Source organism: Cyanobacterium sp. uoEpiScrs1 (assembly GCF_947331815.1).
Taxonomy (GTDB): domain Bacteria; phylum Cyanobacteriota; class Cyanobacteriia; order Cyanobacteriales; family Microcystaceae; genus Rippkaea.
In genome coordinates this window covers 2,019,026-2,032,998 of the sequence record NZ_OX373462.1, presented here as the reverse complement: position 1 = coordinate 2,032,998, position 13,973 = coordinate 2,019,026, and the positions used below count along the sequence as shown (strand labels likewise).

Annotated in this window: 11 protein-coding genes and 1 tRNA gene; 7 read left to right on the top strand and 5 right to left on the bottom strand. The window is 34.4% G+C overall.

From position 1 onward, the window contains the following. The first annotated feature begins 135 nt into the window (after positions 1-135). The 5 genes from OXU93_RS07015 (at position 136) to prmC (ending at position 3,668) form a co-directional block, all read left to right on the top strand. On the top strand, positions 136-663 hold the full coding sequence (locus OXU93_RS07015) for a GNAT family N-acetyltransferase (protein ID WP_267383485.1): 528 nt from the start codon (positions 136-138) through the stop codon (positions 661-663). Between the two features lie 100 nt (positions 664-763). Next, positions 764-837, top strand: a tRNA-Pro gene (locus tag OXU93_RS07010). Positions 838-1,152: 315 nt separating this feature from the next. Then, on the top strand, positions 1,153-1,908 hold the full coding sequence (locus OXU93_RS07005) for a Tic22 family protein (protein WP_267383484.1): 756 nt from the start codon (positions 1,153-1,155) through the stop codon (positions 1,906-1,908). A gap of 99 nt (positions 1,909-2,007) precedes the next feature. Next, the gene (locus OXU93_RS07000; protein ID WP_267383483.1) at positions 2,008-2,739 is read left to right on the top strand and encodes a Tic22 family protein; all 732 of its coding nucleotides are present in this window, start codon (positions 2,008-2,010) and stop codon (positions 2,737-2,739) included. Next, positions 2,736-3,668 carry a peptide chain release factor N(5)-glutamine methyltransferase gene (gene prmC / locus OXU93_RS06995; protein ID WP_267384841.1) on the top strand — a complete coding sequence of 311 codons (933 nt, stop codon included), beginning with the start codon at positions 2,736-2,738 and terminating at the stop codon, positions 3,666-3,668. Before OXU93_RS07000 ends, prmC begins: the two co-directional genes overlap by 4 nt. On the opposite strand, the gene OXU93_RS06990 is transcribed toward prmC, so the two are convergent. The 3 genes from OXU93_RS06990 to hemH form a co-directional block, all read right to left on the bottom strand. After that, positions 3,665-5,551: an ArnT family glycosyltransferase gene (locus OXU93_RS06990; RefSeq protein WP_267383481.1), complete on the bottom strand. Its 1,887-nt coding sequence runs from the start codon at positions 5,549-5,551 to the stop codon at positions 3,665-3,667. The two genes, prmC and OXU93_RS06990, sit on opposite strands and share 4 nt — an antisense overlap. A 39-nt stretch (positions 5,552-5,590) precedes the next feature. Then, positions 5,591-6,235, bottom strand: coding sequence for a phosphatase PAP2 family protein (locus OXU93_RS06985; RefSeq protein WP_267383480.1), 645 nt, complete (start codon positions 6,233-6,235; stop codon positions 5,591-5,593). Positions 6,236-7,309: 1,074 nt separating this feature from the next. After that, on the bottom strand, positions 7,310-8,473 hold the full coding sequence (gene hemH, locus OXU93_RS06980) for a ferrochelatase (RefSeq protein WP_267383479.1): 1,164 nt from the start codon (positions 8,471-8,473) through the stop codon (positions 7,310-7,312). A 774-nt stretch (positions 8,474-9,247) separates the two neighbouring features. On the opposite strand from hemH, the gene OXU93_RS06975 reads away from it, so the two are divergent. Then, a complete protein-coding gene (locus OXU93_RS06975; protein WP_267383477.1) occupies positions 9,248-9,757 on the top strand; it encodes a YqeG family HAD IIIA-type phosphatase in 510 nt (169 codons plus the stop codon). Positions 9,758-10,092: 335 nt separating this feature from the next. Here the strand turns inward: OXU93_RS06975 and OXU93_RS06970 are convergent, their stop codons facing one another. Together OXU93_RS06970 and ctpC are read right to left on the bottom strand one after the other, a co-directional pair. Further along, a complete protein-coding gene (locus OXU93_RS06970) occupies positions 10,093-11,082 on the bottom strand; it encodes an adenosine kinase (RefSeq protein WP_267383476.1) in 990 nt (329 codons plus the stop codon). Positions 11,083-11,669: 587 nt separating this feature from the next. Next, positions 11,670-12,962, bottom strand: coding sequence for a carboxyl-terminal processing protease CtpC (gene ctpC / locus OXU93_RS06965; protein WP_267383475.1), 1,293 nt, complete (start codon positions 12,960-12,962; stop codon positions 11,670-11,672). A 212-nt stretch (positions 12,963-13,174) separates the two neighbouring features. Between ctpC and OXU93_RS06960 the strand changes: the two genes are divergently transcribed. Then, entirely contained in the window at positions 13,175-13,954 is a 780-nt protein-coding gene (locus tag OXU93_RS06960; RefSeq protein WP_267383473.1) for a cell division protein FtsQ/DivIB, read from the top strand. Positions 13,955-13,973: the final 19 nt, after the last annotated feature.

The window sequence follows — 13,973 nt, the reverse complement described above, 5'->3', positions numbered from 1 at the left end:
ACCTTGTGAGAAGGCCCTATTGGTCGATAAAATGACTTGAGAAAAAATTTACGATTTGATGTCTATTTAAAAACTACCCGAATGGACTAAATCCAGTATAAATTAAAGAGAACATCAAAGCTTAGCCTTGTCGGCATGGTCTTTTGGAAACGATTGTTTAGTAAACCTTCTGATTCAGTCACCTCTGATTTAACTTCGGAGTTCAACGAAGAACTTCTAGATATAAAAGGTGAGACAAACGGTCAACGGCGCATTTTCTTAAGTACTGAACGGGACATTAATCTCTACGAACTAGAAGAATTATGCAATGCTGTTGGTTGGGCTCGTCGTCCTCTAGGGAAAGTGAAGCAAGCTCTGAATCATAGTTTTATCGTAGTCTCTATGTGGGAAATTGAGAAAAATCAGAGGCGTTTAGTTGGATTTGCACGTGCAACTTCCGATCACGCCTTTAATGCCACGGTTTGGGACGTGGTTATTCACCCAAGTTGCCAAAACAAAGGTCTTGGGAAAGCTTTAGTTAAATACATGATTCACCAACTTAGGAATGAGGATATTAGTAATATTACTTTGTTTGCTGATCCTCAGGTAATAGACTTTTATCGTCGTCTAGGATTTGTTTTAGACCCTGAAGGCATTAAAGGAATGTTTTGGTATCCTAATTAGATATTTCTAAAGATTAGGGAGCATAAGTATCTTAGATTAATCACCAGGAATATCTGTTGATGATTCTCTAGTATTTGGGATATAATAAGTGAGCGCGATACGGGATGTAGCGCAGCTTGGTAGCGCGCCTGCTTTGGGAGCAGGATGTCGCAGGTTCAAATCCTGTCATCCCGACTTTGATTAGACTGTCCGTAACTACATTGCCCCAATGTTTCATCGCCCCTATGAATATAGGTTTGTTATGATGAGATGGAACTAGGTCGGAACTTGGTTTTGGGCAGGCTAGTCCTATTCTTAGGGTAGATCTAATAGTGTATTAAAAAACTTTTAAATCTCAAGTACCTCAAGCAACAAAGATACTATGAAAACAACAAATTTGTGAGAGATAAATCTTTTTAACTTCTGCTATAAAGCATAGTTTATTTTTGTCTGTCACTAGTCTGTAATTAAGTACATATAAATTAATTGTAAAATATGAGGTTAACTTCTATGAAATTATTTATACATCGCAGTATAACTATTGGGTTAATTGTAAGTTCTATTATAATTTCTTCTTTGTTAGATAATAAGTTTAACGCTTTGGCATTAACCCCAGAACAAATTATGCAAAAACTCAATCAAATTCCTGTCTTTACTATTGGTAATAGTAAAGAAATATTATTGTCTGACAATGACAATAAAAAAATATTTGTGACTTATCTAAATCATCAAGATGCTCAGCAAGTTGTCGAAAACATTACGAAAGAAAATCCTGAACGTCAAGTTAAAGTAATCACCATTCCCTTGGGCAAAGTATATCAATTACTAAAAGATAAGCAAAAAAGTGAATCCCAAGGACCTCCCGATCTATTTACCTTCGTTCCTGGAAAAAAACAACTTACATCTGCTCTATCGATTCTTAAAAAAGAGGATCCCACTGCTGACACGTTTCCTGGAATTCCTTTATTTTATGGAATGGTAACAGTTGATAAAAAGAAAACTTTTCTATCTATAAACTATGACAAGGAAAGTTTTACTCCTTTTTACTTCGAGAGAGAATCTCTGCAGAAATTAATTGAAACTATTAAAAAACAACAGCCTGAATTAGCTTCATCTATAGAGGTTAAAGTAACCCAATTAGAGGGAATTCTTTCTGCTTTTGAAAAAAATGACAAAGAGCAAGAACGATTCGCAAAAAGTGTGGTTCTCGTTCCTTCGGAGGACTCAGCAAAAAAGTTATTAGAAATATTAAAAGAAGATAAGTAGGCAGATTCAGAAATAAAAAGAAAAGTTATCTAATTAATGTCTTAACATAAAAAGCAATTTTTTATCAGTTTTTAAGAAGTATCAAATTATTGTACAAATATGAAAACTTTAATTCGTTGGGGTGTTACTTTAGGGTTAGTTACTGGCGCAATTTTGTACTCTGCCTTTAATCAGCCACGCCCAGTTTTTTCATTGCCTCAAGAGGAAATTTTTAAGTTACTCCGTGGAATCCCTGTCTTTATGTTGGTTGACGATAAGAATATACCTTTAGGAGGAAAAGTAGATGAAAAAACGATATTTACTAATGTTTTTATGAGTAAACAGAATGCTCATGAATTTTTGCTTCAACTTGGAAAGGATAAACCCAATATTGCTAATCAATATAAAGTAGAGCTTATTTCTTTGGGAGCAATATACGAAGTTTCTAAAAAAAACTCTAATGAGTCCCAACGATTAGCACTTCAATACATTCCCACAAAAACTGAAGTTGAATCGGCTAAACTTATTTTGACTGAAGATGGAAAAGAATATAGAGGTGGTGTTCCTCTTTATATCCTTAAAGGAGGACCTGAACAAAATTATTTAACAATCAAACAAGATGGGGAAACTATTGTTCCTATATTTTTTGAAAAAAAGACAATTCAACAAGTTATTAATAACTTAAAGGAACAGGCACCTGATCAGGTTTCTGACATTAAAATAGAAATAATTTTGCTAGGAAATTTAATTGGGACTTTGGAAAAAGAAGATAATGAGTTTTTCAGGAAAATTCGATTATGGCCATCCGAGGAAATGATGAGAATCATTCAAGAAAATCGTCAAAATCAATGACGGTAGTGAAACAATTAACTGAAGATAATCATGAAAACCCTATATCGGGATCTGACTTAGCAATTTGGCGTAATTGGGCTAAACGTGAGTCAATCGCTGCTAATATTTCCTCTCAAGAAGTAGACTGGTTACTTCAAGAAGTGGCAGACTTAGATCGACTTTCATTGAAATTAGAGTCATTTCGGGAGCTATCAAAAATTAACTTGAAATTTTCACTATCCCAATTGAGTCAATTATGGTGGCATCGTCTAAAAGATAGGGTTCCTCTCCAATATATTATTGGTGTAACTCATTGGCGTAACTTCTCACTGAAAGTTGCTACTGGAGTTCTCATTCCTCGTCCTGAAACTGAGTTAATCATTGATTTTGCTGTTCAAGCAGTCCAAAAGAGTCCTCTTCCTGATTTAAATTTAGGACATTGGGTAGATTTAGGGACTGGTAGTGGGGCGATTTCAATTGGATTAAGCATGGTATTTCCACAAGCAAAAATCCATGCTGTTGACTATAGTGAGATTGCCTTATCTATTGCGAGAGAAAATGCTAAAAACTTAGGACTTTCTTCAAAAATCCAATTTTATGAAGGATCGTGGTGGAGCCCTTTAGAATACTTGAAAGGTGAAATTAGTGGGTTGGTATCTAATCCCCCTTATATTCCCACAAGGCTACTATCTCAACTTCAACCCGAAGTAAAAAAACATGAACCTTATTTAGCTTTAGATGGGGGTAAAGATGGACTAGAGATAATCCGCTATTTAGTAAATAGCGCCCCTAATTATCTTCAGCCTGGAGGAATTTTATTAATTGAAATGATGGCAGGGCAAGGAAATAATGTAGCTCGACTCTTAGAAGACTCTTCTGATTATCACTCTATAAAAATATTGCCAGATCTAGAAGGCATTCAACGTTTTGCTTTAGCTTATCGGACTTAACTAGATTGTTTAATTAATACCTTTTTATTCAAAATTGTTTGTATTTTTATCCGAATTAATTGATAAGCGATACCTTCCCCTATAACTTGATAGTCAGATGGTCTTAAGGTTAATTGTTTAAAATATTTAGGTTTGGCTATTATCAGAATAGTCGAAGACACATTTTGTTTATTAGCTTGCTCATTGAAATATTGAATTGCTCTACCATTATAGATATCAGTTTCAGTAATGGAATCAATAGTTTGTTGAGCATAATAAACCATACTTGGACGCATAAAACCAATAAAAACTAGTTTTTCTCCCAACTTTTGTTCTTGTCTTACTAAAGTTCCAAGCTCCCTTAAAGGAAGTTGCCGTTGACTATCAATAATTGGAGCAAGAGGAAGTACGATCCAACTAAAAAAAGCGACAAACCCTAATAAATTTGCAGACCAAATCCAACGTCGATGATGTTTACAGAATAGCAAAATCAATATACTTAAGGCAGAAAATGATAAGATGATTCCGCTACGGATGGGTATACCTGATGTCTGTAATAGTTCTCTAAACTGGGGCATCATTGGATCATAACTAATCAGTTTAGGACTGATAAAACTGGCAATAGCTAATCCACTTAAAACCCCTACATTGGCTAATCCACTCAGCCAAAATAGAATAGTCCAAAAACCTGACCAATCTCCTTCTTTTTTGAATATTTGTTCATTCCAAAATAGTGCAACTATAATGGCAGCAGCTGGCATTAAAGGAAGAACATAACCCGCTAGCTTAGTGACTGAACTCGAAAAAAATAAAAGTACAACAATAAACCAAACTAAAGCAAACAGACCTAAGTGAGTTGAACGCTGGGAGGATATCCAAAGTCTTCGTTTCCAAAAGCGTAAACGAGCAATGGCTAATGGTAAAAAAATTGACCAAGGAATCAATCCAACTAAAACTACAAAAAAGTAATAATACCATGCTCCAGGATGACGGCTAACAACACTAGTAAATCTTTGTATATTATGTAATCCAAAAAAAGTATTAATATATTCTTTTCCATGTTTTAGAGTAATAATAAGAAACCAAGGAATAGTAATAGTAATGATACTGCCAATACCTAATAACCAAGGAGTTTCCTTCACTACTTCAACTAAGCGGCCAACAAATAAAAGAAAGACAATTACTATAATTCCTGGAAGGACAATAGCTACAGGACCTTTAGCCAAAACACCTACGGACATAAAGACCCAGTACCCCATATACCACCAATTTTTAATGGATAATCCTAATCGCGTAGTACAATCATTTTGAGGATGGGCGTAGCCAACGAAAAATGATAGTAATGCTAGCCCAATACTGCTAGATAAAAACATATCAGAAACTGCTGTTCTTCCCCATGCAATCCAGAAAGGATTAAAAGTAATAATAGCCGTTCCTAAAATAGCCGAAAACCATAATTTATATGGCTCACACTGTACTGTATCACTTGTGGAAGCTCGAGAATATTCAAGTCCAAAAAGTCCAAAATTGTATAAGGTATAAAAACTTAAACATACTAAAGCAATTGCAAATAAAGCGGAAGGAAAACGAGCCGCCCACTCATTAACTCCAAATAGTTTAAAAGATAAAGAGATTAGCCAATAAGTCAAAGGCGGTTTATCGAAGCGAGTTTCACCGTTCCAATAAGGAGTTACCCAATCTCCCGTCATATACATATGACGGGATGCTTCAACAAACATGGGTTCCGTTTTATCTACTAAACCAATAGTTCCTAAATCCCATAAAAAAGCAATCCAGCTAACTAGCATCAACCATAGAATAGAAAAAATCCAGAGTGCCTTAGGAGATTTTATTGATAAGTTGTATTTATTTACGATCTGTTTATAAGTATCTACTTTATTCATAAGAATATCCAATATAAATATTTCTAGTCGTTCTGTCTACTAGAAACCTCGATATTTTATATCAATAGTTTTTAAAAGAGAAATAGATAGGAGAAAGGAAAGATAGCCAACACACAAACCAGCAATAATATCTGTTGCCCAATGAATATTCAAATAAAGACTTGCCCACCCCATAGAAAAAACTAGGACAGTTGATACACTATAAACATAAACAGTTAGTTTGGGGAACTGAAATGCAATCAAATAAGAGATGTATAAATACAGCATAAAGTTACCAGAAATATGACCACTAGGGTAGCTATTTCCATGAACATCAATTAATCCTGGAGCCGGACGTATTCTGCTAAATAAAGGTTTTAATATCTTATCAATTAATACAAGGATCCCTAGAGAAGAAATTGCTAAAACTTGGGCTTCTTTTAAATAACGTTTCCATAGCAGAAAACTTAACCCGCCTAAAATAAAAAAAATAACAACTTCAGCTTCTCCTAATAGATAAGAGACTCGCGCAAATTCAAATAAACCAGGTTGACGAAAGTGTCGAACCCAATGTAAAAAATTCGCGTCTAAAGTATCAAAATTACCCTGAATAACTCCTTGGTTTAGCCATAACAATAATAATAAGACAGTCACGAATGAGGCTAAAGTCTTATTTTGTATCGCCCTGCGAACCTTCTCCATCATACTCTTTCTTAACTTTAGCTTCATATCTAGTTAGAGGTTAACATTTAAGTAGGTATCATCATATAATAGCACTCGGACTTATAAACGACTTCACTTCAACTTAATCTTAGATCATTACGTTGCTTTCTAAGGAGGAACTATCAATAACTCTACTAAAATAAGCTATCCTAAAGACGTGAAATACCCTAAGTCAATAGCATAGATTATCTCTGCCATTGACCCAGAGAAAAATCATTAAGTCAATCATTAATAATCGAATGAGTGTGACAAGATAGAACTTATGTTGTGTAATATACTTAAAAAAGTGGATGTCCTTATCAATTCTCTATTTTAATCTCTAAGATATCAAAATTTTGTTATACACTAGTCCCTAGTGGTTAAAGTTTGAAGAAATTAAGGAAGAACCAGTTATCTGCAAAGACATTAATAAAGTTAACTAACTAAAATTAAATTTACGTTTTATTTATACAACTAAAAAGGCATAGAAAAAAATAAAATTGGATTATTTTAGGTAATTAATTAATTAGCTTAAAGTTTTGTGTTTATTTAATGATATTTAAATATCAAATAGTGTACTACACTAATTTAAGTAAAATAAAAAAAACTAAAACAAATTTTAGACAAAAGCATATAAATTTGTAATAACTATACAGTATAAATAATAGTTTAAGACTAAAAATAATTTATAAACAAATTTTTTCTATAGATTAATTATTTATCAATAAATACATTGTTTAAGTAAATATTTAAAAAAAAAGAAGAGACAAGATTACAACTTAACAAAGATAATTAAAATTGAACTACCACAAATCAAACTCTAAACACTTAAATATCAGAATTTAAAATAAGAAGTTAATTTTAAACAGTTTATTTATAGCCATCAATCTATATACTAGGATTCATGAGTCTTTAAACCTTAAACATATAACAAATTTAGGTTTAGTCGTAACTTAGATAATCCATAGATGAAATATTTCCTCAGAGTTGTTCTGTCGTAGAAAACCATCAGAACAGCCAAGCGAGAACTATTAAGGAATAATCTTTCAACCCCGCTACGTTAAATTAAAAAAGAAGTCAAAGTAACCCAGCAAGATGTAATAAACCATGACCGCTAATTAACTCAAATAAAAGAGCTATAAATCCTATTATCGCTAATCTAGTATTCCACACCTCAATTGTTGTGGTGATACTACGCCTCCAATATTCTTGAGAGCATATTATTCTGTTTTCTTTGGGACGAATAACTTTGTCAAAGGTATAAGGAGATTCTTGAAGAGATTTAGTGACTAATTGTGCGAGAGAATCAATAAAAATGGGGTGGGTATTTAATGCGGGCACTCGATAAAAATTTTCAATTCCAGCCCTCTTAGCAACTTCCCGGTATTCTATATCAATTTCTTGAAGAGTTTCAATATGTTCCGAAACAAAACTAACGGGAACTACTAACAAATCTTTAACTCCTTTTTTTCCCAATTCTTTTAAAGAATCCTCCGTGTAAGGTCTAAGCCACTCCACTGGACCAACTCTACTTTGATAAGCTAGGGTAAAATCATTTGGCCGATTTAAGGTTTTCATGATTAAGTGAGTACAAGCCTCAATTTCTACTTGATAGGGATCTCCAGCTTTATCAACATAACTTTTAGGGACTCCATGAGCACTAAAAAAGATATGAGTATGACAAGAATTCTCATGTTTATCTAATTCTTGGGTAATTAGGTCAGCCATTGCCTTTAAATAATCAGGATGATCATACCAAGAAGGAATTAAAGTATAGTTAATTCGTGCAAGATCACTATCAGCTTGCCACATTTTCTCAAGTACTCGGAAACTAGAGCCACTGGTACTAATGGAAAATTGAGGATACAGAGGAAAAATCACTAGATGTTCTATTCCATCTTGTTTAATGTGATTCATCACTTCTTCAATAAAGGGGTGCCAATAACGCATTCCAACGTATATTTTGGCGTTATGACCTATTTCTGCTAATCTTCTTTCTAGAGCTTTTCCTTGAGCCTCAGTAATCCTCCTCAGAGGAGAACCTCCTCCAATTTGTTCATAATTTTTCTTGGACTTTCCACTTCTTACCTGGGAAATGAACCAAGCTAAAGGCCTTTGTAACCAGGGGACTGGTAACCGAATAATTTCTGGGTCAGAAAATAGATTAAATAAAAAGGGGCGAACATCTTCTAATTGTTCTGGTCCCCCTAAATTCAGTAATAAAACCCCAACGCGATCCATAAATTTATGTAGATGAATAACACTTCAGACTCTTCGTCAAGTTTAGCAATATCTAGACTAAGCATTTAGAGTTTAATAATAAAATGCTCATAATCTAGTAGATTATAAGAGTCAAGAGGTGATAGGTTAAATATAATTTAATAACTTAGGGTTATCAATGACCTTGGTTATGCAATAGTATTTCTCGTTCAGTACCTCTAAATGCTGAGGATGAGAAAGTGCTGTTACCCAGCCATTGAGAATATCCTTCCGGAGTCTGAAGCTGAAGTTTTGGGCATGTTGTTTAGTAAAAGTAAAATTATTGACCTTTTACTGGAACGATAAGACTCGACATCTTATTAACTGCTTTTTCCAAAATAGTTGGAGCGGTTTTCAAAGCCGATTAGATTAAGTGATTAGCTAAAAAGACTGTTGCTTAATTAAAATTTAGTTTAGTCAATACTAGTATTGCTCCTCACGAAATGGAACTCAAGCAACCTGAGTAAATTCTCAAAGAGATATATTAGGTTCTTAATCTTGAGAGAGTTTTTCTCTAACTGATTCATAGAAGTCAACTAATCGTTTATTTTATCCACTTTTAATTATTTTTACATGAATGCTTAGAATAAAGACAGGCTATAAATCACTCAACACCCGCTTAGTGACAAAGTTAACTTCAGTCAGTTTTTTCGACCAGCAAGAATAATTCCATAGAGAAAAAAGTTTGCGAGCAATTCAAACTAAGAAATAAGATTAAAAATACTTTCTCCATTATTTATTGAGGCAAGCCAACGAATGTCCAATACCAAATTATTACAACCTGATTTAGTTTTAGGAGATACTATTCTTGGTTTAACACCAGAAATTCTCATTCATTATAATATTAAAGGATTAGTCTTAGATGTAGATGAAACCCTAGTCCCTTTAAAACAAAGCCAAGTTTCTCAAGAACTTGAGCAATGGATAGAAACTATTAAACAAGTAACTCCCATTTGGTTAGTTAGTAATAACTTAAGTGAAGGTCGCATTAGTAGAATCGCTAATACCTTGACTCTCCCCTATCTGTTGGGAGCAGTAAAACCTTCCCGACGCAAACTACGACAAGCTGTCCAGTCCATGAAACTTCCCGTAAGCGGTGTAGCAATGGTTGGTGATCGCTTGTTTACCGATGTTCTGGCTGGCAATCGTTTGGGAATGTTTACAATTCTTGTTAAACCCATGGCGGATACTACTTTGACTACTCATTACCATCCAATCCACAATTTTGAGATCTGGTTATCTCGAATTTTAGGGGTATCTCTATAAGTTTACTAAAAATAATGAATTTTTAAGAGACTAAGTCTTGAGTACTTGATTACCTAATATTGGATTGATTGTTCCTGCCAGCACCTTCTTTTATACATTTTTATTTTGTCCATTACGTAAGATGGATAAAGAGCAATTTTTATTTATTGGAGAACATTAAAAAAGTTGATTGATTGATAATTATCTAAATCCATCTTGTTGAATATGTATTTAACATAATGATAAAAGCTAATGTTTAGTTCTGTGTAAGAGAGCTCTTTATATTTCGTTAGATCAAGAAAATGTAGAGATATGTTCTTAAACGTCTCTACACGGAGTTTTCTATGAAAAAACTCTTAATTTGCTAGTAAAGATTTTAATTCTTTACTAGTTAAACGAGGTCCATAACTAGTAACAATTCGAGAAGAAGCCTGTGAAGCGAGATATCCAGCTTGGCGATAAGTCATTCCATGGGTGATTCCGTAAAGAAATGCTCCGGCATACATATCTCCTGCACCTACGGTATCAATGGCTCGGACAGGACAAGGAGCAATTTCAATCAATTCTCGACCATCAAAAACTAATGAGCCCTTCGGACCACGGGTTATAGCAAATCCTTTTGCCAAAGTTTTTAAATAGGAGATCGCCTCGGAAAAGTCTTTCGTGTTGGATATTTTTAGAGCTTCTGCTTCATTAGCAAAAATAAAATCTAATCCTGAACCAATAATCTTTAATAACCCATTTTTAAAAAACTCTACTATGTTTGGATCAGATAAAGAAACAGTAGTTTTTACCGCTGAATTTTCAGCAATTTCCCTAGCTTTAATAGCTGCTGCTTGAGCACTTGGGGATGTGACCAAATACCCTTCTAAGTAAAGATATTCAGAATCAGAAATTGCTTCGAGGACTAATTCTTGTCCGGATAAACTACTCGAAATACCTAAAAATGTATTCATGGTGCGATCAGCATCAGGGGTAACCATAACTAGACATTTTCCGGTAGTTCCTCCTTTCCCATCACCGTTGTGTTCATTGGTATCTAACCCACATCTGCGTAAGTCTTCTAAATAAAATTTTCCTGCTTCATCCGCTGCTACTTTACAAGAATAAAACCCATTACCACCTAATTGACTAAGGGCTATCATAGTGTTGGCAGCAGAACCCCCTCCACTTTGCTTACATGGCTGTCCATTAAGTTCTTTTAATAACTTCTCTTGACGAACTTCATCAACAAGAGTCATCACACCTTTATCAACATTTAATAGTTGGAGTAATTCTTGTGAAACTTTAAATTCTATGTCTACCAAAGCATTACCAACACCATAAACATGGTACTTTTTTCTCATTAATGTTTTTTTGTCTTACGACAAACCTCCAAAATATTTAATCATACCTTATGGTAGTATAGAGCTTTTACATAATAACGTTAGTTAGTTTAGCAATAGATAAAATCTACAATAAGCCAATAGTCAATATAAAAATACACTTTTGATCATTCGAATCTACTTGAAAATTTGAAGATATTTTGTTGTTTCTATTTGGTTTATAATTTTTATTTTGTTCGATAAAGTCTATTTTAGAATGAAGTTGCTAGAAACATAAATAAAAATAATCATCGAGGTTGAATAACTAAAGCAAAATTATTATTTGAAGCGCAATTATATTCTGGTATTAATCTTTGTTTTGAGTAAAAGTAATCTTGAAATAATAATAATTTTGACCTTAACTTAATCTATAGTATTTTTTATAATTAAAAATATTCGTTAACCATGGTTATTTAATCGACTAAATAATAACTTCTCTTACTTGTTGATAACTCAGAAATAAAGGAGAGAAAACGGATATTCTGACCTCTGCCTCTCCCTTATTATAGGTCTTAAATAACTTTAGGCTAAACACTAATAGATTTTTGCTACCAGATGCTTGCACTATGTCAATAGACTACGGCATGGGTGTTGGTTACTTTTGACTGTGTTATTTGCTGTTTGAGTACTTCAAACGCTTTATCAAACTGAGGATCACCAAAACTTCCAATCCGTTCACTATCCTGTTGGAGAGCTTTACGTTCATCGTCACTCAGTTCAAATATGATATCAGGTCCAATACCTTGTTTATTGATATCTCGTCCATTAGGGGTAAGATACTTAGCGACGGTAACGGCTAAACCAGAACCGTCCCCTAATCCTCGGACAGACTGAACTAAGCCTTTACCAAAGGTCTGAGTTCCTACAATTATGGCGCGTCTATGATCTTGTAAAGCTCCTGATAAAATTTCACTAGCACTCGCCGAACCTCCATCAACTAATACCACCAGCGGTTTATCTGTTAAGGCACGGTTACTGGCTCGTTGTTGCTCCTCTTGTCCAAGACGATTAACTGTTGAAACAATTTTTCCTTCATCAAGCCACATTCTAGCAATTTCAATGCTTGAATATAGCAAGCCTCCAGGATTAGAACGGAGATCTAAAATATAGCCGTTAACTTGTTTAGCTTCTAGTTTTTTAATAGCATCCCGCATTTCTTGACCAGCTTGACTACTGAATTGAGTTAAACGAATATAGCCAATCAATCCAATAGGAGTTTGTTGAGAACGAGAGCGAACGGGATGTAGCTCAATACGTGCTCTAATGAGGGGATAATCAGCTTCTTCAGTACTACGGCGAATTGTTAAAATTACTTTACTGCCTGGTTTGCCTCGAATCAACTTAACGGCATCTCCGACCTCCATCCCTTTAGTAATTTTGCCATTAATTTTTGTAATAATATCTTTAGATAAAATTCCAGCATCAAATGCTGGAGTATCTTCAATGGGAGAAACTACCATTAGTTCACCAGTCTCTTCGTCCTTGGTAAGTTGAATACCCACTCCAGTCAATTCTCCCGAAGTGTCAATTTGCATATTTTTAAATTCTTCGGGATCCATAAAGCGGGTGTATGGATCTTCAAGTACTGCGAGCATTTCTCTAATCGCTTTATAAGCCTCTTCCTTGTTAACATAAGGACGGTTTAGATATTCTACACGAATAGCTTGCCAATCCGATTGATTAAATGTTTCATCAACATAGGTACGATTAATAATCTGCCATACTTCGTCAATTAATTCTTTTGGACTATTTTGAAAAAAAGCTTGACTCTGAGAAAAGCGGAGTCCTCCACCTGTTACTGCAACTACAGTCAAGATAGCCGCAGTCGCGCCGAGAATGAGCCCACGTTTTTGATTAACCATAAGCCTAAATTTATGCAAAGATAAAAGGACAAGTAGATTTCTTTCTAATTACGTGTTAACTGTAACACTCGAACCTGATAACGCGACTTGATATATCTTTTACTATTAAGTCATTCAGTTCACCAAAACAGACAATCGGTCAATTAGTTATTTTTTAACTGGAGTACTTTTCTCTAGTTATAACATTTTTTGAAAGTGAGTACACTCATCCTATGGGAGATAATATATTAGTTGGTGCTGATTCGTTAAAAAGTAAACGACAAACTTTGCGTACTCAACGACAATTAAAAGTATGGCAAGGGGTTTGGCGCTTTTTAGCTCTTTTGGGAATGGTAGGAGGATTGATCTGGATAATTAGTTGGCCTCATTGGGTAATTAAAGATCAATCACAAATTAAAATTGTAGGAAATAGGCTATTGTCTTCAAATAAAATACGACAGCTCCTCAATGTATCCTATCCTCAGTCTATCTGGCAACTTCCCCTTCATCAATTGACTCAACAGTTGAAGAAAGAACCGCCATTTAAGGATGTTCATCTAACTCGTCAGCTTTTTCCAACTCAGATAACTGTTACTGTCAAAGAACGACAACCGGTTGTTATGGGTACTTCTTCCCAAGGCGATGGCTATCTTGATGCCACTGGAGTCTGGATCTCTAAGAAATTTTACGGAGAAGATGTAAAAGTTGAGACGGAACAAGATATCATCGTACATGGTTTTAATCCCCGGTATCGTTCTCATTGGCTTGAGATATATCATTTAATTCTTCAGTCTCCAATCAAGATTACAACAGTAGATTGGCAGGATCCAAGCAATCTTATATTAAAAACTGAATTAGGAACTATACATTGTGGTCCTTATGGTGATCGTTTTCAGGAACAGTTGCAAGTTTTAGCTAGAATGAGTAAACTTTCTTCTAGTGTTCCTCCAGACCGTATTTTTTACTTAGATGTCACTAATCCACAGTTTCCTTCAATTAATCTGAATCCTTAGTCTAATTTTTAAATTTATA

Bases quoted from the DNA above. Each gene is read 5' to 3' on its own strand.
- OXU93_RS07015 (WP_267383485.1), top strand. From the start codon at position 136: ATGGTCTTTTGGAAACGATTGTTTAGTAAACCTTCTGATTCAGTCACC.
- OXU93_RS07005 (WP_267383484.1), top strand. From the start codon at position 1,153: ATGAAATTATTTATACATCGCAGTATAACTATTGGGTTAATTGTAAGT.
- OXU93_RS07000 (WP_267383483.1), top strand. From the start codon at position 2,008: ATGAAAACTTTAATTCGTTGGGGTGTTACTTTAGGGTTAGTTACTGGC.
- prmC (WP_267384841.1), top strand. From the start codon at position 2,736: ATGACGGTAGTGAAACAATTAACTGAAGATAATCATGAAAACCCTATA.
- OXU93_RS06990 (WP_267383481.1), bottom strand. From the start codon at position 5,551: ATGAATAAAGTAGATACTTATAAACAGATCGTAAATAAATACAACTTA.
- OXU93_RS06985 (WP_267383480.1), bottom strand. From the start codon at position 6,235: ATGATGGAGAAGGTTCGCAGGGCGATACAAAATAAGACTTTAGCCTCA.
- hemH (WP_267383479.1), bottom strand. From the start codon at position 8,473: ATGGATCGCGTTGGGGTTTTATTACTGAATTTAGGGGGACCAGAACAA.
- OXU93_RS06975 (WP_267383477.1), top strand. From the start codon at position 9,248: ATGTCCAATACCAAATTATTACAACCTGATTTAGTTTTAGGAGATACT.
- OXU93_RS06970 (WP_267383476.1), bottom strand. From the start codon at position 11,082: ATGAGAAAAAAGTACCATGTTTATGGTGTTGGTAATGCTTTGGTAGAC.
- ctpC (WP_267383475.1), bottom strand. From the start codon at position 12,962: ATGGTTAATCAAAAACGTGGGCTCATTCTCGGCGCGACTGCGGCTATC.
- OXU93_RS06960 (WP_267383473.1), top strand. From the start codon at position 13,175: ATGGGAGATAATATATTAGTTGGTGCTGATTCGTTAAAAAGTAAACGA.